Below are 20,112 nucleotides of genomic sequence, written 5' to 3' on the forward strand. Positions count from 1 at the left end.
ACTATCTATTTCTAAGCGAGTCTAAATCAATATCCAGATCAATTGTTCCTTTATGGGTGATTAAACGCTTCCTTTTAATTCGTCCAATCTGTTCCTCCAAAGCTTCCTTTATTAATTGACTTTTTGTTTTAGCACCGGTAAGCTCCATCGCTTCCTTGATTAGCTTTTCAGGAATTTCTAATGTAGTTCTCATCGTTTTTTATGTATTAAATCATATTTATTTATGCTAATATACACGATTTTCCGATAGATCCTGTTCTCTCAAGAGTATGAAGAATTGGTTATTTGTCTACTTATTAATTTCAGCCATGCTCTTTGGATATGGAATCGGAATTGATAAATAAGGCTTGTTAAACCATTTTAAACCCCTGAAATATCCCTGAACTTCACACTTTGCCTTTGACTCAGGTCTATTTTTAGTCCATTGTTCATTTCTATTAATAGTGTACTATTGAAATAGGGCTCTATCTTTTTGACATAGTTCATATTGAAAATGTACTGTCTATTGGCCCTGAAAAACACATTGTCAGGTAAGCGGTTTTCCATGTAGGTCAGGGATTTATGAAGAAGTGGTTTTTTATCCTCAAAAAATACTTTTACATAATTGCCCTCACTTTCCAATAAGAAAATATCGGCTACAGGTACAAAGTAGCATTTTTCACCGTCTTTGATAAAAATTTTTTTGTCCAAGGTGAGCCGGTCATCTTTGGGAGCCTTTTCTTGCTTCGAAATCCTTTTTTCCAAACGCTTGATGGCTTCGGCAAGTCTGTCGGGATTGACAGGTTTGAGCAAATAATCCAACGCATTGACTTCAAAGGCCTTGATGGCGTATTCATCATAAGCTGTCACAAAGATGACTTCAGGCACCTCCTCCAGATTCTCCAGGAACTCAAAACCATTCATTCCCGGCATATTAATGTCCAGAAAAATAAGGTCAGGTTTGAGTTGATTGGCCTTGGCAAGGGCTTCGCTGGTTTTTTCTTCTGAGGAAATAAGCTCAATCTGAGGAAAAGCATTCAACAGAACTTTCAGCTCGGCGATTGCCAAAGTTTCATCATCTATGATTTGTGCTTTGATTGTCATGGTTGTGATTGATTAGGTATACTCAAAATTGTATTCATTTGATTTTGTAGATTGTTTTGAAAAACCAAGGATGCTGCTTCTCCATAAATTTTTTCCAGCCGAAGCTGTAAATTCTCCAGAGAAGAATTTGCCATTTTCTTTATGGCGGAATTTTTATCATAAGTCAGTCGTAACTCTACTTTCCTTTCAAGGATCTCACCACTTAACCGGATTTCTCCTCCATCTTCCAAGGTTTCAACTCCATAGCGTATGGCATTCTCCATCAGATTTAGGAGAGAACCCGTTGGAACCCTAAGTTCCATGAATTCTACTCTCAATTCAATGGTAAAAGAAAGCTGATCCCCTAATCGGATTTTTTCCAAATCGAGGTACTTATGAAGCTCGTTTAGTTCTTCTCTCAGGCTTACAAGTGTATTTTTTTCATAGTTTAAGGAATAGCGAAGCAACTCGCTGATCTTCAGAATACTGTCCCTTGCTTGATCTTTATCCAATAATACCATGGCCTGAATACTACTCAGGGATTGAAACAAGAAAGAGGGATTGAGCTGTGTTTTAAGGAGTTCTAGCTCAGTGGTTTGGGCATTAAGTTGCGCCACCAAAGTTTCCTCCAAAATCTCAGTGTTGCGCATAAGAATATGGTAGAGGTAATAAATGGTAATCCAAACCATCACATATCTGGCAATATTCAATAACTGAGGTCCCATGCTGCTGAGCAATTGACCCAATTCCATATTTAAAATAGAACTTGAACCTCTAATGGATAATAGTCTGGCAATGAAAACCATAACCAAGCTAATCAATACAATATCCAACAATGCTTTACTCCAGATTTTAGGGAGTCCCTGTGAGAACGTAGCAGGGGGAATAAAAAATGTTTTGTATGCGTGTGTTGTAAGGATACCAATTATGGGAAATATACCGAAAGAATACAGGTAACTCGATTGAAAATCTCCATTGATAAAAAAAGTAAAATTGAAAATTTCTATCCCCATCAAGGAAAACCAACCAATAAATTGCAGCAACCAATAAAGTCTGGTTTTATTCCACTTTGTCTGAATTTTAAGGTCCCTATGGTTATTGTCAACTTTGAGCATGTATAGGGTAGGAGATGGTGGTGAGCACACTGTTTTCTAGATGGTTTTGTAAATGAAGGTTAGCTGTTTTTCCAAACAGGTGTACCAACCTTCCCCTAATATTTTTCAGACCAATGCCCTTAAGATTCTCGCCTTTAAGCCTGCCACTATTTATCACTTGGATCAAAAGGGTGTTTTCACGTGATTCCACTTTTATTTTTATTTGACCTCCATCAGGTAATTGGGTAATGCCATGTTTGATAGCATTTTCGGTCAATGTCAAAACCAAAGCCGGTGGCACTTCCAAGCCTTGTGCATCTCGTGCAACTTCAATTTCATAGCTGAGCCTGCTTCCGAATCTTATTTTTTCCAGTTCAAGGTACTTTTCAACTTTATAGATCTCCTCGGACATTTTGATCAGAGGTGATTTTTCATACCTCAGAGAAAATTGAAGCAGTTCGCTGAGCTTGATAATGGCATCTTTCGCCAGATGCCCGTCTATCAAAACAAGTGCTTTGATGCTATTTAACGCATTGAACAGAAAATGGGGGTTGAGCTGTGTCTTGAGCAGTTCGAGTTCTGTAGAAGTCAGTAAACTCTCCATTTCAAGTTTCTCCTGAAGGATGCTTCGGTTGCGTTCCAAAATCTTATACATATAATAAATGATAATCCATACCACGATGTATCTGCCTTGATTGAGAATCCGGCCTAATATTTCTATGCTGACAGCAAGGATTTGGTCTGTCATCAAATACCAACTTTGGATGATGGATGGTCCAATGATAATTAAAGTAATGATCAAACTGATATTGAAAGTATCTGCTAGCCCCTTGACCCAGATAGCTCTAATTGGTCTTTCAAAAGTGGATTTTCTGATAAAGAATTTTTTATAAAAATGGGTCACCAATAATCCATAAAGGGCTTGGATACCAAAAGCACTGACATATTCCCATTGGAAACTTCCAACAAGGACAAAAGTGTAATTGATAGTTTCTACTAAGACCAATGAAAACCAACCCAGAACTTGACAAAGCCAGTAAATTTGGTTTTTGGAAATTCTTTGTTTCATGATCATAAACCTTTAATTGTAAAGCAGTATTCGGTTGGATTTGTTTCCCGAAGAATTTTGATCTTTATGTTAGAGTAATATCATCATAATATTTTTTTACAGGTTTTATAGTGGTATGAATTCATGAATAATACTAAATATTCTTTGGCCTTAAGAAGTCAAAAGTAAAAAGGTGGTCGTGAAATCAGCATCTTCCTGATAATGTTGGAGAAAAAGGGACATGCCCAAACCCAAAAGAAAAAAGAGTTTGTCAGTAAAAACTTCTTTTTGGTGGAAAACCATTTTTGGACGGGTCTTCCCTTTTTCATATGTTTCTAGCTGAAAACTAACTAAGTCTTCTTGATACCTTAAGTCATAAATGATGATATGAAGATTTGACATATTCCTAAAATGGCATTCATATCGGGCACCGTCCTGGAATCTGATTTTACCCTTGGAAGACAAAAGGCCAAATTTCATCTCTAGTATTTTGTCATTCCTTTCATTTTCAATATACCATGTAGTATTCCAAGATCCTTTTTCTGAGATTTTGAAGGACCGATTTTCAAAGAAAAGTGGTGCCTGTCCTTTCACTTTTTTACCTAGGCTCAATAATAATTCTTCCCCATTGGAGAGTTGCCAAATATCCTTTTCTTTGCTCCATTTCAAATTACTCGTTATGGCCATATCATTGTTTTATTTGAATTGAGTAATAATTCAAGATGAATTTTGAATTCTTTTTTTGTCAAATATTGAAATTGAAACAGGAATAAGAAGGTTTAAATACAGGAGTGCAGAAAAAGGGTTATGTGTAATGAAGGGGGAGTTAAAATGCCGTGGTCAATGACAAATTGATCAGAAGATTGTCCTTAAAAGCTGGGTTTGAATATGCTCCCCAGCGGTAAAATGCCCCTATACCAATTCCCTGATACCCAAAGCCAGATTTGTATTTGACCAGGTTTTGAAGCTCAATTCCTGATTCCAAATAGCCCCGCTCCAAGGTTTTGAAGCCAAGGTTATCTGCCAGAATTGGATCTCGAAGGCTGCCAATTGCAAAGCTTTGAATCAAATTCAATTGAGGAGCAAAACCTACCCAGCCTGCTTTGTGGTCAAGCAATGGCCCTGTTAAGTGTGAATATGTGGACTGAATGGCTCTGTCTGATAAAAATTCATAGATCCGCATGGTCTGTAGATAGCCTGGCAAAGAGATAGATATTTCCTGTGCTTGAGGTCGTATTCCGAATCCTGTATTCAAATAAGAAGGAGGTAATAATTCCCCCCAAGCTCCCATTCCGGAGAGAAGAAACCGGTTCAAAGAAACCCCTTTCTTCCATTCATGCTGCACTTTCAGCGCTATTTTCCAGAAATCAACATTGCTGCCCAATATTTCAGGAATTGCTTTGGAAAAATGCAAATTGAAGATTGGGTAAGAAGGAGGGCCGGGAAGAAAACCTGAACCTATTTTGGAGAGTTTTTCATTGGCATTGTATCTAATATTCAGTCCAACTTCTGCTGCCCTTAAAGAGGTAAGGTTACCCTCTTCTGTAAAAGCTGAATGATCGACCCATAGTGGAACCCTATCTTCAAGACTGCTCGCGATGGATACCTTCACATTGCGAAGTGGTATTTGGGAAAAAGAAACTGAAAAACGTTCTACCTGATCCATTCTTTCGGCTAGAAATTCACGGAATATATCACTGGACCTGCTAAAGCTGTTTGATTTGATGAAAGGTACATGACCGATTTCAACAATGTCATGGCTATAATAGAACATCAACCGACTATCCTTTCTGTTTAAAAACAATGTCTCAATCCCTCCTCCATATTTCCATGCCCGGTCTCTAAATCCATATCGAAAATAACCTTCAGTCCGAAACCAATCCGAAAGCTTTTGATTCGAGGAAATCCCCAGTCCCAGCGCAAAACCTTCATGCTGATTGAGTCTGAATAATCTGTTGGGCAGCAAATCCACAGGGCCAAGCGGTATTCTACCTAAGCTTAATTGAGTCATCACTTGGGAAAAAGTTTTTAGGCGTTCAAGGGTTTTATCATCCAATTCTTCGAAGCGTTTGTAGGTAAGAGATTCAGCCTCTGAAAGACTGTCCCGCCTATAATCCTCCATTGGGAACTCCTCGTTTTGAATATCAAAGATCATCGCAACAGGGCTGATTGTTCGGGTTTTCAAATCATGATTTATCCTAACACCAGAAATGAAATGTTGATTGATCAGCTTGAGCGGGCGTCCTTCAATGTCAAAATCTGCCATCAAATACTTGCTATTTACCTGCTCAGGAAACCAATGTTTTCCATCCCATTTATTTTTCTGCTGAAGCTCAAATTGGAGGGTTCCTCCATTTTCCAAAGACTTGAATACCATATTTTCCAGGGCAAACAAATTGGAAGACACGGCCATAATTCCCTGGCCAAGCAAATACCCTTTGCCTTTTTGAGCTTGGAAACTTATAATGAAGGAAGTTCCAGAGTCATTCTGGATGCTGTCTTCCAAAAAGTAGTCATATTTTCTCAACCCCTCTTTAGATAAAGGATTAAGATAGGGGATGTCAAAAACTATGATATGGTCTTCATACAATGAAAAAGGCTGAAAAGTACTGGAAACCAGGGCGATGACAGGGCTTTTAATACCTGACATTTTAGATGATTTTATGGTTTCGTTTCGGTTACCGGGCTTTTTAAAAGTGATTTCAGAAAAACTTTCGGAGATAAAAATATGACCACCTTTAAGTGCAGAATCAATTTTTACTGAAAGGGTATCGCCTATTTCAGCTTCTTTTAATGTAAAAACCAGTTTATTATAAGCGTTGTATTGATAGGCATTGAGATTTTCAGGGTCATTTATTTTTCTATTGTCTATTGCGGATCTGATGATATTCAAAGCAGGATTTTCCCCGGCAAGAAATATCATTTCAGCCATTTCAATTTGCTTGGGAAAAAGGTATATACTGCCTGATGCATCAATGGAGCTGATTGGAAGCAGCTGGATTTTAAACCCTACATGGGAAATGACCAGGCTGTCAGTTTCTGAATTTGGAATTAACTTGAATTCACCTCTGATATCAGTTACAGTGCCTTGATTTTCAAAACCTTTGAAATATACATGGGCAAATGGTACAGGCTCTTTGGTTTCAGAATTCAAAACCCTTCCTTTGGCAAAATCTGTTCTCTCCTGAGCCAAAATTGGAGAAAGTAATCCAAAAAAGGCTTGAAAAAAGACTGCCAGAAAAATGGGCAGTCTTATATATGTACAGGAAGGATTTGGTTTGAGCACCATACGATTTATTTTCCTGATTTAGGAATCATTTCCCTTTAGGATGTTCAACAATTTAATTAAGGTTGACCTTCTTGATATTGTCACCTGGTACTCTGTCTATTAAGTAATTATAGGGGTCTATGCCTACTACTTGGGGTTTGGATTTGGTACGGAATGTAAAGCTGTTTTCTTCCTGATTGATTTTTAATCTTTCGTAAATCAAAGGCTCACCCAAAAGTTTTTTATTATCTGTATAACCAAATACACCTACATCAATATAGTCTGCAATGGGAACAGCACTTTCTTTACCCAATGAATCTGATCTGAACTTTTTAGATTCTGTGGTAAATTCAACTATATATTCTTCTCCTTCTTGGGTTATGTTAGCTTCAACTACCCGGTTGGAAAATAGTGTGATATTCAGGAACAAATCATCGATGACATATTGTAGACTGTCAGGTGTATTGGCCCGAAATGCCCTGACGGCATCCATGGAAGTGGGGTAGGGGGCTCCTTGATAACCAAACTCAGCTATCAGATTTTTCAATGCCGCATTGACCTGATCTTCTCCTATCATTTCTTTCAGGTAGTACATGGCCACAGAACCTTTTTCATAGTGAATATAGCCCTGCTGCTCAGTTTCAGCCAATGGTCGTTCTGCTTCATACTCACTTCCGCGGCCTCTTAGATAGCCATCCATTTCATATCTGAGGAATTTCCGCATTTTATCTCTGCCATATTCCTGTTCCATGACCATCAGGGCTGAATACTGCGTAATGGCCTCCATCAATAATTCCGCCCCACGCATCTTGGCAGCAATCACCTGATGCGCCCAATACTGATGGGCAGTTTCATGCGCAGTCACATAAAATACCAGATCAATATCGTCCTCTGTGACATTCCTGAGGTCTGTGATAAATCCCAGTCTTTCGCTGTATGGCATGGTTCCAGGAAATGATTGGGCAAAACCTGCATACCTAGGAAATTCAACAATCCTCAGCTGACTGTGGTGATATGGTCCAAAATGCTTTGTATAATAGTCCAAAGATTTTTTCATAGCATTGGCAAAGTTCGGAATGTTGTATTCATGACCCTTGGTGTAATATACTTCGATATCTACATCCTGCCATTGCTGACGTTCGACTTGGTAATCTGCCGAAAGGAAAGAAGTGAAATGAACGGATGGAGCTTCTTGCTGATACTCAAAATACCTTCTCCCATTTTCTTCCCATTCCCTGACAAGCTTGCCTGGACTTATGGCAATCTGACCAGCCTCAGTACCAATTATCGACTTCACCTCAATCCAATCACTGCTGTTGGTGATATAATGGTAATTTCTAGCCTCTAGGTTGTTTTCATCCAAAGAAGGCATACGTTTTCTTTCGGGTAGGTCTTTTTTTCTTCGCTTATTTCTATCCCTTAATTCATTATCAGGCTGGTATCCGATATCAGGAACCATTTCCATGGAATAAAAGAAGCTGCCATTCTCTACAATTCTGGTATTTGAGACCCTGTTTTCAAAGCCTTTTGTACGCTTTTCTCCTTTTATGAGAACCTCGAGTTGATCACCGGGAAGCATTGGGTTAGAAAGCTCATAAATTCTATAGCCCAATTCCATATCATTTTCTTTGATTTCTGCCCCCTCAATGATTAAGTTCAAAGGGTTCTTGGTGTCTGAAATGGAAAAATGCAGTTCTGTGATAGGCACAGCAGATTTATTCTCCAGGATACCTTTGACCTCAAATTCCAAATCCCTCTCAGATGGATAAAGCTCAATTTGGTAATTCATACTGATCCATTTGGGTTGCGGAATACCTTCATAGATCTTGTAAGTATTTTCATAATCCACCTGTTTCCTTTCTACCTGATCACTTGATTCATAGTCATTTAAGACCAGTGTATTGTAATATACATTGAGACCGACCAAAACGAATATGACTAAAATAGAGGTAATCAGAATTTTGCTACTTTTCAATCTGCTGGTAGCTTCTTTTAACCTGCTATTCTGGTCTAATGATTTTCCCCTGGAAAGAAAAAGGTAACTGACATAAATTAATATCATGGCAAATGCTGCCCAGTAGAGTTGAAACCAGAAAGTAGCAGTTTGCCAAGGGCCAAAACCATTTAGGTCAGAGTAAGTTCCTCTCGGTACTGATCCATAACTAACCATCAAGGTTTCTACTTCCAACGCCTGCCAAACAAAGTCTATGGCAATGATAAATACCACAAAAGCAAAATAGGCGATATATCGGTTATTGATCAGATAGTGGAAGAAAACAGCCAATATGGTCAAATAAGTAAAGAACAGAAACTCGTTGACCAAAAGTGATCTGAAATATACTCCAAGCTCAAAATTGAAGTAGCTATAGGAAGCCTGGGCAATCACACCAATCAATATCGTAATGACAAGGATCAGTTGCACACTAAGAAGGAGTGCAGTGATCTTGGAAGAAAGGAAAAGCCCGGTGGCAGTCGGGGTTGCATCTTTGATTTCATCCAGCTTGACATCCCTGTCCCGCCAGACCAATACACCAGAATAGAAAATAACAATACCTATCAGAAATAATGAAAAGGCTCCTTGAATGCTTTCAACTACATCATAGGTTAAAGGATAATTACTGCTCCCATACCTTCCTGTAAATAGTGTCAGGGAGGTGACTAAATTGATGATTCCAATGATCAAAATGATAATAAAAGTCTGGTTTTTGACAATGGCTTTCAGTTCAAAGGCCGTCAACTTTAAAAACACCCTCAAAGAAAATGTTGTGGCAGGTTTTTGTTGGATAGCTGGCATCCTAAGAGAGATAGGATTTTGCAATTCTGGTTGATCAACATTCTTTTTCTTCTTGGCTTTTTCCTTTTTCTGTTGAAAGGAAAACCTACTGTAAAGCACCAGAAGAAAAAGTGTGGCAATTCCCATCCAAAAAAGTCTGTTCCACAAGAAATCTCCCTGCAATCCCGCTGCTGTGGTATTCAATTCTTCTACAGTAGCATATTTGGTAGCCAGATTCAAAGGAGAAAAGCCGAATGGGTCAAGTAGATTTGCGAGCCATTCTTTTTCTATATCGGCAATAAACCTTCCAGATACAGCATACAATACAAGAAGCCCCATGGCTCCGATATAAGAAACCATATTGTTTCTGAAAGTAATTGCTAAAGCAAAAGTAAGAACGCCAATAATGAAAGTATTGGGAATACCAAAAGTCAACATTCCCTGGATATGGCCTTCCCAGTACAAAGGGCCGAAACGATTAGGATCTGCCCATGGCATCAAAGGCCCAATCAATGCACCAGCACTGATGCCCAACAAAGGAATCAGGGCGATCAAATAAGCACCTAAAAACTTCCCGAAGAAATAGGATGATTTTTTGATAGGGTATGAAAATAAAATACCTGAAAAGCCTGAGTCAATATCTCTATTGGCAGTAGCATTCATAAATGCTGTTGTCATTAATAATGCAATCAGGGACATCACCCCATAGTATTGCTGTATCACAGATGGGGCATTCTTCTTGACACTTGTTGTAGCTCCACCGATCTGTATTTCATCACTGCTGACAGCTCCAAATACCAAAAGACCAATGATCAGAAAAAATATCCAGAGCATGGGGCTTTTTAGCCAAGTCTTAATTTCTTTTTTTAGGAAAACGAACATAATCAGGAGTTTAGGATTAAATCAATTGGTTGATCTTAGCAAAAAATACATCTTCCAGATTGGCATCAGCTGGAGTAAAACCTTCCTCGGGTGCTTGCTGGGCAAAAACATGTATCAACGGTTTGCCACCTACTAACTTGTCACTGATCACATCATGCTTTTCTCTGTAATCCGGCAGGCTATTCTTTTCTACACTTTTTTCATAAACTTTCCCCTGGATCAGGTCAAGTGCATCATCCACTGTTCCATTATAGAGCATTTCACCTTGGTTCATAATGGCCATTTGGGTACACAGCTCCCTAACATCCTGTACAATATGGGTAGAAAGGATCAAAATGGCTTCTTCACCGATTTCACTGAGCAGGTTGTAAAAGCGGTTTCGTTCCCCTGGATCCAAACCTGCCGTAGGTTCATCCACAATAATCAACTTTGGATTTCCAATCAGGCATTGTGCAATGCCAAAGCGTTGACGCATACCGCCGGAATAGGATTTAACAGCTTTTTTCCTATGTTCATATAAATTAACTTTTTGTAAAAGGTACGCTACCAACTCTTTTCTCTCCTTACTTACTGTGACTCCTTTGAGTAAAGCTAGATGATCTAATAGCTCCACCGCTGAACTCCTTGGATATACCCCAAATTCCTGGGGAAGATAGCCTAAAATCCCCCTAACCTTATCTTTCTCTTTGAGAACATCTATTTCCCCCAACCTGACCTCACCACTATCGGCTTCTTGTAAGGTTGCCAGTGTTCGCATCAAAGAAGATTTTCCGGCACCATTGGGACCAAGTAGTCCAAACATTCCTTTTCCAATGGTGAGGCTTACATCCTTCAGGGCGTGCACTCCATTTGCATATTGTTTGTTAAGGTTGAGAATTTCAAGTTTCATAGATTGAAGTTTTTGGTTAATGGAAATGTGGAGCAACTTAGATCAAGTTTGATTGCTCACTGTAAAATAGTTGATTTAGTTAATTAAAATGCTAGTAGACTTAGAAAATAATTGGTTCTACCTTATAGCCCTGATCTTTGAGCAATTGAATGACACCTGTTTCGGTCGGAAGATGTGCAGCACCCACAGCTACAAATGTTGAGGCTCGATTGATCAATTCTTCTATCTAAACTATCCAACTCTTGTTTCTTTCAGCCAATAAAAGGTCGGCATACTCTTGAAATAGAGGAGAGTCCTTTCCAAGCCCATACATCCTGTCAATATTCTGGCTGGTGTAAGCATCCATTAATTCAAGGAATTCCTCCGTCATATTTTTTTCAGTAATGGACTTGACAATTTCTTCAAGCTTTATTTCTTCAGGAGATACCCAAAAAGGATATCGTGAATAGTAAAATGAAGAATCTTGATTGCGTTTTAATGATGTTATCTTTTACCACTAAGCAAATATGAAAAACGCTTCTTTCAAAATTAGAATAGACTACACCAATGAAGATATTGAAAGATAGGTGAAGAAAAATGTGAATAAGTATAATACTCTCCAAAATTGAGATCAAAGGTTAAGTAAAAAAACCGTTTAAATTAAACTTTGTGAATAAATAAAAAGACGTAAGATTTTCTCTGAATTCAAGACTCATTATGATTACTTCAGAAAACCTTGAGTTTGTTCTCCGTAAGCTGGATGGGGAGCAGATAAAACCAAGTCAAGACTCTGATAAAGAGTATGTCCTGGTCATCTTCAATAGCTGTAATGCATTTTTTACTATTACACCCCAGTTTACAGATGATTTTGAAGCCTTTGGAGATGAAAAAAAGGAAGGCGATCATTTTTTTAGGAACATATGCTTACTGGCAATTAATACAAGCTTGATTTGCGCTGAAAGTACAAGTTCGAAGTTTTGTAAGATTTTTCAATTAGTGTCAAAAAAACACTAAAAATTTATAAACGGTAGATTATTCATGTAATTACTTTTGCTAAATGGTCTGTTAGTCATAGATTTATAAATTCAAAATACTCTTTAGTTTTATCTTTTATTGTAGCTAAGTCGCAAGTATTGCAAAACCAGCATGCTTATAGGATGATTGAAAATTGGAGTTAAACTTTAACCATGATTGATAATGAACCCTCAAAAAATCAAATTCAAATTTTTCCCTTTTTTATTTTATTCAATTTGCCTTTCGATTCTGTTTTCCTGTGAGCAAAGTTCTCAAAAAAGGTCTCTTTCTAATTGGACGCATTATGGAGGAAGCCCAGAACAGTCGAAATATTTTAATGCAGAGCAGATCACCCCAGAAAATGTAAATAGGTTGGAAGTTTCATGGATCTACCCTACAGAAGATAATACGCCTTATTTTTTTAGTCCTATCATAGTAGACACTCTAATGTATGTCATGGGGAAAAACAATTCTTTGATTGCATTAAATGTGAAAAATGGTCAGGAAGTTTGGATTCACTCCAACCTAAATGGATTAACCAGACGGGGAATTAACTATTGGGAAAATGAGGATAAGAGCGATAGACGTTTGATTTTCACAATAAACAATACCATCCAGGCAATTGATGCCATGACTGGGCAATCCATTGTTAGTTTCGGGAATGATGGCTATGTGGACCTTAGAGCCGGCCTTGACAGGCCTCCTTCATCAATACGGAGGATACAACCCATGATGCCCGGAGTTTTGTATGATGATTTGCTAATCATTGGATCAGCAACAGGTGAGAATTATTTTTCCCCTCCAGGACATGTTCGTGCATATAATGTCATTACAGGTGAAATGGAATGGATTTTTCATACCATACCTTATCCAGGGGAGTTCGGCTATGAAACTTGGCCCAAAGACGCTTATAAATATGTAGGAGGTGTAAATGTCTGGAGCGAAATAACAGTTGATAGTGAAAAGGGAATCGCATTTCTGCCATTGGGATCACCAACCTATGATTATTATGGCGCTGATCGGATCGGAAGTAACCTATTTGGAAACTCACTGGTTGCATTGGATGCCAGGACGGGTAAAAGATTATGGCATTATCAGACAGTTCATCATGACCTTTGGGATTATGATTTATCCCCAGCTCCGCAATTGCTTACATTAAATCGAAATGGGAAAAGGATTGAGGCGATAGCTATTGCCACAAAACACGGTTTTGTTTTTGTTTTTGACAGGGTTACAGGAGAGCCTGTTTTTCCGATTGAAGAGAAACCATTTCCTCCCAGCGAAATGCCAGGAGAGGAAGCTTGGCCAACTCAGCCTATATCTTCTCTTCCAAAGTTTACGAGGAGTGAAGTAAGTCTTGAGACCCTGAATCCATATTTTCCGGATAGCATAAAAGAGGTATGGAATACACGTTTAAGTGAAGCAAAATCAGGTTTGTACATCCCACCATCTGACAAGTATGAAACTGTCATGATGCCAGGAGCACTCGGGGGCTCAAACTATGGAAATACTGCCGCAGATCCTGAAAAGGGCATCATGTACATTCTGACCCAAGAACATGCATCCATTTACAAACTGAATAAAGTAGAACCACCCAAACTGGACATGTCAGTTGGGCAAATCAACCGAGTAAAAACACTTTATAAGGCATCCTGCCAAACCTGCCACGGAGCAGAAATGGAAGGAGGTGTTGGACCACCATTACAGAATATTGGTGAACATCTTTTTTATGATGAATTTAGCAATACAGTGCTGAATGGAAAGGGACAAATGCCCGGTTTTGTTCACGTGGATGAGGAAACCTTAAAGGCATTGTACCGATACCTTGGAGGGAACCCCAGAACGTTTAACTTTAGGAGAAATCTTGAGACTAAGGAAGTAGAGGGGCCAGTAGTAGCTTCTGGTGGGGTGAAAATTTTACCGGATGAAAACCATAGTTTACCCATGGCGGATTATCCTGAAGATGTAGTTCATCCCGATGTCCGGTACACAACGGATTATGGTCTGGATTGGCCTGGCTTAGCAGCCCCACCCTGGTCATCGATCCTGGCATATGATCTGAACCAGGGTATCATCAAATGGAGAAGACCGGTTGGTCAGGACTCCCTATATGCTAAGGGAGACCAAAGTTTGGGTGCTCCAGGGGGAGTATTGAGAAAGGGAATGATTGTGACCTCCACTGGAGTGGTGTTCACCACAGCAAAAGGAGGTAAGCTGTATGCCTTAGATGCAGAAAATGGAGATGTTTTGTGGGAAGAAACGACTAGTCATGAAATAAATGCCCAACCCAGCATGTACACATTGGACGGCAATCAGTATTTGGTGATCAATGCAACCTCTAATTTTACCAAAGACAGTTATAACCATTCTAAGAAGCCAGATGCTATGCCTAGAGGATATGTAGTTTATTCACTTCCCAAAAAGCAGCCTGCCCCCAATGGATTAAGATAAATGGTCTGATTATGTTCTATTGACAAATTAATAATGATAACCATTACACCTTGTTAAACCTAAAACAACCTACCCTATGAAAAATGCAATTTGTCTCATTTTACTATTAATTTCTACGCATCTATCAGCTCAATCCCTGAAAGACAGAATTATCTCAAACGAATCGACAACTTATAGAGACCTTACAGCAGTTCATGAAGGAGCCGGCACAATGGGTTTTACCCAGTTGATAGGAAGGGACGATTTGTTTTCAAACTTCCTCTATTTGCATGCAGGAACTATTCATGCCAAATCAGGAATAGGACATCATTTCCATCATTCAATTGAAGAAATGTTTGTCATTTTGGATGGTGAAGCAGAGTTTACAGTAAATGGGAGAACCAGTACGATTAAAGCACCCGCTGTAGTGCCATGTAAAATGGGGGATTCCCATGCCATCTACAATGCAACAGATAAAAACCTTACCTGGCTTAATTTTGCAGTAAGCAGAGAAAAGGGTAAAACTGATGCATTTGATTTAGGTGATACCCGTGTGGGAGCCGCTAAAGATGATGTGCCTACCTTTGTAAACGGCAGATTGGAAAAGGACAAGCTCAGAGGGAGTCCTTCAACTTTCGATGGAGAAGGAGTCCTGTACCGAAGGATTTTTGGTCCTCAAATCTTTGCTACTGACTGGAATCATGTAGACCATGTTGTCATACAGCCCGGTAAAAAATCCATCAGTAGAAAATTGGACGGTATTGAGGAAGTCTACTATGTCACCAAAGGAACTGGAAGCGTGCAAATAGGTAGTGATTCAGGAGTAATTAAAATGCACGATGCTTTTCATGGGAGGATTGGTGAGACACTGTTGTTCTCAAATGAGGGTAATGAAGATTTAGAGTTGATGGTCATCGGGATCAATCCCTCTAAAAACAAAGCTTCAGCCCTGGGTAAAAACCCAAATGTACCTGCTGCCATGGAACTACAAATGGAATTTGAAGTGGAAAGCCAACACGCAAAAGCTTTTGAGGATATGTATCATTCTATCTATGTGCCCGCAATGACTGTCCAGGAAGGATATCTTAGCTCAAAACTTTTGAAAATATATCCAGAGGAAACTTCTAAGGAGATTGAAGCAGAGCAGACTTCTTACAATTATCAGATTATGATCGTTTTTGATACGGAAGCCAACCGAAGAAAATGGGTTGCCAGTAAGCAACATGATATTGCATGGCCAGCAGCTACTGCTCTTTCCAAAGGGTATAAATGGAAAGGATATGATGTGGTGGGAGATGATAACAGGCATTAAAGACCTCGAAAAAAATCTTTAACATAAAACCCAAACTTTCTGACATGCGCTTAACAAAACTTAGCTTTATATATGTGGTTTTCACATTGGCTTCATTCCAATGGGTCCAAGATTCGGTTGCCCAGGTTGCTGAAGGATCAATTCCGGCTCCAAGCAATATCAATCCCAATGATTGCCCCTGTATTTTTGAAGATTTGACCGTTTTGTTCAAGGTCAATGCACCCAATGCCGGAAAAATGCAAATAGATATCGCCGGAAAAATGTATGACATGCATAAAAATCAACAGGGCATTTGGGAAGTCAGAACAGGTCCATTGGATCCGGGATTCCATTATTATTCATTGGTCATTGAAGGATTAAAGGTTGCTGACCCTGCGAGTGAAACTTTCTATGGTATGGGAAGGATGGCAAGTGCAATAGAAATTCATGAAGCAGGTATTGACTTTTATGAACTGAAGGATATTCCGCATGGAGAGCTCAGATCGGTGAATTATTTCTCGAAAACCACAGGTTCCTGGAGGAAAATCAACATCTATACACCTCCAGGATATGATCAGGATCAAAGTGTCCACTATCCGGTATTGTATATCCAACATGGGGGAGGAGAAGATGAAAGGGGGTGGGCGGAACAGGGAAAAACCAACATTATCCTTGACAACCTGATTGCAGAAGGAAAAGCAAAGCCGATGATAGTTGCTATTCCTAATGGCAATGTCACCAAACCGGGAATGAATGCCATAGGATATACAGATGAAGCCATGGATGCATTCAAAGAGGAACTTTTTGAAAACATTGTCCCCTTTGTGGAACGCAATTACAGGGCAAAACCAAATCAGGAAAACAGGGCATTGGCAGGATTGTCGATGGGTGGGGGACAGGCTTTCTACACCGGTCTTCGAAATAGGGACCAATTTGACTATGTTGGAATATTCAGTACAGGATTGTTTGGAGGGATAAGGGAAGCTGAGGCTGATTTTGATCCTGAAACCATCATTCCGGGAATTCTTTCAGAATCACAGACATTCAATGCTGGCCTGAAGGTTTTTTACATTTCAGTGGGAGAGCAGGACATGAGAATTGCAGCCACAAAAAAACTGATCGACACCTTTCGAACCAAAGGGGTGAAGGTGGAGTTTGCTTCTTTTCCCGGTGACCATGAATGGCAGGTCTGGAGGAAATCCCTGCATGATTTTGCCCAGAAGATTTTTAAGGATTGATATTGGATTTTTGATTGGGTCATCTTCAATTTATCAAGTGTTCTTCCGTCAAGAACTCATCCATAAATTTGAATTTTAAAGCCCTCTGTGGACAAAAGTCATTTCATTGATTATTGAAAAGGAATGTTATTTTCTTGATTCAGAAACGCACGATCATTTCTAAGACTTACATTATCCTTAGTGGGAAAATTTCCAGGTAGTGGGTAGGTGGTTTCTCCCGTTGCCAGCCATTCCGTAACCCGGATGATGGTAGTCTGAAAGCCAATACACCGGAATGCCGGAGGATAGATCTCATCTTTCCAAAGATGGCCCATACTAGAGTTGTACACCCTGCCCTTTCCATAATTGACAACCCATTCCATGGGCCATTTCCTTTGGGTTCCGGTACTGTCATAGGCATAGGACAATACAGTAAGGTTTTCTGCCGGTCCCCGTGGAAAATAATAGACTTCTGTGTTGGCAGTCTTCCATTGATTGGGATAATCCCTGTTGATCGGATGACGGTTAATGATCTGGATCAGCGCATCAAATCTGTCACCATGCCCTGTGTCTTCACCCTCTCCGGGGGCATGACGGATGATTTCGCCATCATTGCTTATTTCCAAAGAGTAGCCATAGGATTTGTTTCTCCAGCCCATTCCGATCATTTGGTTGTAAGCAGGCCAATGGGAAAATGCATTGTTGGCAGAGTGGAGAATAAACAATCCACCTCCATTTTCAACGTAGTCTTCCAGATCCTTTTCCGCTTCCGGTGACCATTTGAGTTTAGGATCCCAGATATTGTTGCTGCTCTGGATAACAACTGCATATTTATCAAAATCAGCACGCCAGGCCAATCTTTGTACACTGTCTGTTGGGATCGTTGACACATCTACCAGGAACATTCCAGTCTCTTCCAAAATCCATTTGGTGACTTTAGTTGTCTGTTTCCAATCGTGATTGCTGAAGCCATCTACGATGAGGACGGGAATTTTATTTGTGTCCTGGACAACTAGGTTCCCCATGTAAGACCCAATTAAGATTCCAGTAATCAACAAGAGCTTTTTCATAGGGGGTGTAAAGTGAAAGTATCAGAATTAGAAAATCTCATTGGGTTTTAAGATATTTTCATGTTTATTCGGCGTAGTTGATGTATCCGCTCTTGTTTGTCTTGATTTTATAAACATTGCTGAAGCTGACTATATAAAGTGTTTGCATGTCTTCACCTCCAAAGCTAAGGCTGATCGGAAATGTGGGCAGATTGACCATCCCTATATATTGCCCAGCTGAATTGAATATTTGTACTCCGTAATAAGTGGCTACGTATAGGTTACCTTCTGTATCTATGGCCATCCCATCTGCTCCTGAAGACCTGCCTTTTCTTTCCAAAACATCTCCTACCAATAAAACTTTTGCAAATTGGCGTCCATTTTGAATGCTACCATCCTCGTTTACATCATAGGCCCATATGTAATTGTCCTTTTCACTCTGGACAGGATACCAGGATTCTTTGTCGTAGGTATTATTGATGTAAAGGGTTTTTCCATCAACAGAGAGCACTATGCCGTTGGGCATGGCAAATCCATTCGGTTCGGTAACACGGGAAATATCTCCCTCAGGGTTCACATAATATACAGCCCGGCCAGGTTGGAATTTCTCTTCCTCCATAGTGAATTGGGGGTCTGTAAAATAAAAGCCTCCCTTACTGTCAGTAACAATGTCATTTGGTCCATCAAGAGGCTTTCCATCATAGGAATCAGCCAAGACCTTGACCACCTGACCGGAAGTGGTCATTTCCACCACACGATGTCCCATCATATCACAAACAATCAGATTGCTGTTTTTATAGGGGTAAAGTCCATTTGCCTGCATTTTCCCCTCGGTAATATTTCTGTAGTTACCGTCTTCATCCATTTCTACGATAGAACTTTTTTTTGGGTCAGCATTGAAATCCTCATCAAAAAACATGTTTGAAAAGTAAAGTTTACCATTCATCCATTTTGGTCCCTCGGTGAAAAACAATTCCGGTTGGGTGGATTTACCGTCAATAACCAAAGTTGGTTCTGACCCTTCTGGAATAATAGATTCAAACAATCCTTTTTGTTCTTTTTCCATTGTCAGGTAATCAGCCCTGGAGGGCCAAAAAACATCCAATCCATCAAAGCCCCTTTCTCCGGCTGAAACTCCGTGAACAAAATTGCCGGGAATCCGGACAAGATCGTTTTCCTCCATGAAGTGCTCTTCGTCCAAAAGCAATTCAGTAGCTGAACCCCGAAGGGCAATTTGAATTTGCTCTTCGGGATGAATATGGTTTTCAAATTCTGAATCCGGATCAAGGTAGATAAAACTTAACAGGACATTTTTTCCTGAAATCAATCTGGAAAATGCTCCAGAGGCCAGCTTGGTCAATTGGATAGAATAAAGATCGTACACTTTGTTTGGTCTGATATTCGGCTCGGCTTGAGCATTTACAGGATTTGCAGAACCGCCTTTGAACTCCTTTCCGGACAGTTTGATATAGTCGGCCCTCTGTGGGCTGTAGACTTCCAGTATTTTAGCCCCCTTGGAGCCAGCCTGAATTGCCTGTTTACTGTCTTTCTCGAGATAAATAAAGTCAACCCTAGGCGTACCCCCATGTATTCCAGTCGGCGCTTCCCTTTCCAATGCCTGCATGGTATGTACTTCTCCATCAGCCAGGAATTCTACATCTCCTTCCAATAGAAAAACAAATTTTTCAGTTGAAACCACTTCATCAGGAATTTCAGCCAGAGGCTCCAATTCAAGAAGCACTACCATTGCCCCGGTTCCCCAAAAAACCTTCGCCTGAACACCCTGTTGTAGCTGATGGTTATCAAGGCTTTTCAGGTTGACAACTGATCCTGCTTCCAAACTGGAATGCGTATCAGCGCCAAGGTTATTTTCAATTGTTCTTTTTTCCAATCCATACTTTTCTATCAATGCTTCATTTTTTTGATGCCAGTGATTGGAAGAAGGGGTACATTTCGAAAAGCAAATCAATGTACAGGAAACGAGTACCGAAAAGACTGTTTTTTGATAGGGTTTCATAATCGAAGGTTGTAGAATTAGGATTAGGGAATAATATCAGATATTTTGGAAACTGCTAGACGCTATCGGTTGTCATAGAGCCTTTCTACCGCTGATTAA

Annotated in this window: 16 protein-coding genes; 4 read left to right on the forward strand and 12 right to left on the reverse strand. The window is 39.7% G+C overall.

Translation table 11 applies throughout. The annotated features are described in order from the left end of the window. Position 1: 1 nt before the first annotated feature. From A33Q_RS04925 to A33Q_RS22115, 10 genes are all read right to left on the reverse strand, one after another. Complete coding sequence (locus A33Q_RS04925; protein ID WP_009032401.1) at positions 2-193, reverse strand: type II toxin-antitoxin system VapB family antitoxin; 192 nt, start codon at positions 191-193, stop codon at positions 2-4. Positions 194-360: 167 nt separating this feature from the next. Next, positions 361-1,083, reverse strand: coding sequence for a LytR/AlgR family response regulator transcription factor (locus A33Q_RS04930; RefSeq protein ID WP_009032402.1), 723 nt, complete (start codon positions 1,081-1,083; stop codon positions 361-363). Further along, on the reverse strand, positions 1,080-2,207 hold the full coding sequence (locus tag A33Q_RS04935; RefSeq protein ID WP_152527377.1) for a sensor histidine kinase: 1,128 nt from the start codon (positions 2,205-2,207) through the stop codon (positions 1,080-1,082). Before A33Q_RS04935 ends, A33Q_RS04930 begins: the two co-directional genes overlap by 4 nt. Then, on the reverse strand, positions 2,164-3,225 hold the full coding sequence (locus tag A33Q_RS04940) for a sensor histidine kinase (RefSeq protein WP_160169335.1): 1,062 nt from the start codon (positions 3,223-3,225) through the stop codon (positions 2,164-2,166). The genes A33Q_RS04935 and A33Q_RS04940 overlap by 44 nt, the downstream gene beginning before the upstream one ends. A 150-nt stretch (positions 3,226-3,375) precedes the next feature. Further along, positions 3,376-3,891 (reverse strand): hypothetical protein, encoded by a 516-nt coding sequence (locus A33Q_RS04945; RefSeq protein WP_009032405.1) that lies wholly within the window; start codon positions 3,889-3,891, stop codon positions 3,376-3,378. A 139-nt stretch (positions 3,892-4,030) separates the two neighbouring features. Further along, the gene (locus A33Q_RS04950; protein ID WP_009032406.1) at positions 4,031-6,493 is read right to left on the reverse strand and encodes a DUF5686 family protein; all 2,463 of its coding nucleotides are present in this window, start codon (positions 6,491-6,493) and stop codon (positions 4,031-4,033) included. Between the two features lie 52 nt (positions 6,494-6,545). After that, positions 6,546-10,079 (reverse strand): M1 family aminopeptidase, encoded by a 3,534-nt coding sequence (locus A33Q_RS04955; protein WP_009032407.1) that lies wholly within the window; start codon positions 10,077-10,079, stop codon positions 6,546-6,548. Between the two features lie 64 nt (positions 10,080-10,143). Continuing rightward, complete coding sequence (locus A33Q_RS04960; protein WP_009032408.1) at positions 10,144-11,016, reverse strand: ABC transporter ATP-binding protein; 873 nt, start codon at positions 11,014-11,016, stop codon at positions 10,144-10,146. A 100-nt stretch (positions 11,017-11,116) separates the two neighbouring features. Next, positions 11,117-11,233 carry a TraB/GumN family protein gene (locus A33Q_RS22570; protein ID WP_016254696.1) on the reverse strand — a complete coding sequence of 39 codons (117 nt, stop codon included), beginning with the start codon at positions 11,231-11,233 and terminating at the stop codon, positions 11,117-11,119. Between the two features lie 9 nt (positions 11,234-11,242). Further along, positions 11,243-11,386 (reverse strand): hypothetical protein, encoded by a 144-nt coding sequence (locus tag A33Q_RS22115; RefSeq protein WP_016254697.1) that lies wholly within the window; start codon positions 11,384-11,386, stop codon positions 11,243-11,245. A gap of 326 nt (positions 11,387-11,712) precedes the next feature. Here A33Q_RS22115 and A33Q_RS04970 point away from each other — a divergent pair, with 326 nt between their 5' ends. The 4 genes from A33Q_RS04970 to A33Q_RS04985 all read left to right on the forward strand — a co-directional run bounded on the left by A33Q_RS04970 (position 11,713) and on the right by A33Q_RS04985 (position 16,968). Next, the gene (locus A33Q_RS04970) at positions 11,713-12,009 is read left to right on the forward strand and encodes a hypothetical protein (RefSeq protein ID WP_009032409.1); all 297 of its coding nucleotides are present in this window, start codon (positions 11,713-11,715) and stop codon (positions 12,007-12,009) included. 183 nt (positions 12,010-12,192) lie between these two features. Beyond that, on the forward strand, positions 12,193-14,460 hold the full coding sequence (locus tag A33Q_RS04975; protein ID WP_016254698.1) for an outer membrane protein assembly factor BamB family protein: 2,268 nt from the start codon (positions 12,193-12,195) through the stop codon (positions 14,458-14,460). A gap of 76 nt (positions 14,461-14,536) precedes the next feature. After that, a complete protein-coding gene (locus A33Q_RS04980; protein WP_009032411.1) occupies positions 14,537-15,751 on the forward strand; it encodes a cupin domain-containing protein in 1,215 nt (404 codons plus the stop codon). A 44-nt stretch (positions 15,752-15,795) separates the two neighbouring features. Next, positions 15,796-16,968 carry an alpha/beta hydrolase-fold protein gene (locus A33Q_RS04985; RefSeq protein ID WP_009032412.1) on the forward strand — a complete coding sequence of 391 codons (1,173 nt, stop codon included), beginning with the start codon at positions 15,796-15,798 and terminating at the stop codon, positions 16,966-16,968. Positions 16,969-17,078: 110 nt separating this feature from the next. Here the strand turns inward: A33Q_RS04985 and A33Q_RS04990 are convergent, their stop codons facing one another. Both A33Q_RS04990 and A33Q_RS04995 read right to left on the reverse strand, forming a co-directional pair. Beyond that, the gene (locus A33Q_RS04990) at positions 17,079-17,972 is read right to left on the reverse strand and encodes a ThuA domain-containing protein (RefSeq protein WP_160169336.1); all 894 of its coding nucleotides are present in this window, start codon (positions 17,970-17,972) and stop codon (positions 17,079-17,081) included. 109 nt (positions 17,973-18,081) lie between these two features. Further along, positions 18,082-20,013 carry an SMP-30/gluconolactonase/LRE family protein gene (locus A33Q_RS04995; protein ID WP_009032414.1) on the reverse strand — a complete coding sequence of 644 codons (1,932 nt, stop codon included), beginning with the start codon at positions 20,011-20,013 and terminating at the stop codon, positions 18,082-18,084. Between the last annotated feature and the right edge of the window lie 99 nt (positions 20,014-20,112).

The sequence above is a fragment of the Indibacter alkaliphilus LW1 genome, from assembly GCF_000295935.2.
Classification (GTDB): Bacteria; Bacteroidota; Bacteroidia; order Cytophagales; family Cyclobacteriaceae; genus Indibacter; species Indibacter alkaliphilus.

Excerpts from the sequence above, each read along its gene's own strand:
- A33Q_RS04990 (WP_160169336.1), bottom strand. The coding sequence starts at position 17,972 with ATGGGGAACCTAGTTGTCCAGGACACAAATAAAATTCCCGTCCTCATC.
- A33Q_RS04985 (WP_009032412.1), top strand. The coding sequence starts at position 15,796 with ATGCGCTTAACAAAACTTAGCTTTATATATGTGGTTTTCACATTGGCT.
- A33Q_RS04925 (WP_009032401.1), bottom strand. The coding sequence starts at position 193 with ATGAGAACTACATTAGAAATTCCTGAAAAGCTAATCAAGGAAGCGATG.
- A33Q_RS22115 (WP_016254697.1), bottom strand. The coding sequence starts at position 11,386 with ATGACGGAGGAATTCCTTGAATTAATGGATGCTTACACCAGCCAGAAT.
- A33Q_RS04980 (WP_009032411.1), top strand. The coding sequence starts at position 14,537 with ATGAAAAATGCAATTTGTCTCATTTTACTATTAATTTCTACGCATCTA.
- A33Q_RS04960 (WP_009032408.1), bottom strand. The coding sequence starts at position 11,016 with ATGAAACTTGAAATTCTCAACCTTAACAAACAATATGCAAATGGAGTG.
- A33Q_RS04950 (WP_009032406.1), bottom strand. The coding sequence starts at position 6,493 with ATGGTGCTCAAACCAAATCCTTCCTGTACATATATAAGACTGCCCATT.
- A33Q_RS04940 (WP_160169335.1), bottom strand. The coding sequence starts at position 3,225 with ATGAAACAAAGAATTTCCAAAAACCAAATTTACTGGCTTTGTCAAGTT.
- A33Q_RS04955 (WP_009032407.1), bottom strand. The coding sequence starts at position 10,079 with ATGCTCTGGATATTTTTTCTGATCATTGGTCTTTTGGTATTTGGAGCT.
- A33Q_RS04970 (WP_009032409.1), top strand. The coding sequence starts at position 11,713 with ATGATTACTTCAGAAAACCTTGAGTTTGTTCTCCGTAAGCTGGATGGG.
- A33Q_RS04995 (WP_009032414.1), bottom strand. The coding sequence starts at position 20,013 with ATGAAACCCTATCAAAAAACAGTCTTTTCGGTACTCGTTTCCTGTACA.
- A33Q_RS04945 (WP_009032405.1), bottom strand. The coding sequence starts at position 3,891 with ATGGCCATAACGAGTAATTTGAAATGGAGCAAAGAAAAGGATATTTGG.
- A33Q_RS04975 (WP_016254698.1), top strand. The coding sequence starts at position 12,193 with ATGAACCCTCAAAAAATCAAATTCAAATTTTTCCCTTTTTTATTTTAT.
- A33Q_RS04930 (WP_009032402.1), bottom strand. The coding sequence starts at position 1,083 with ATGACAATCAAAGCACAAATCATAGATGATGAAACTTTGGCAATCGCC.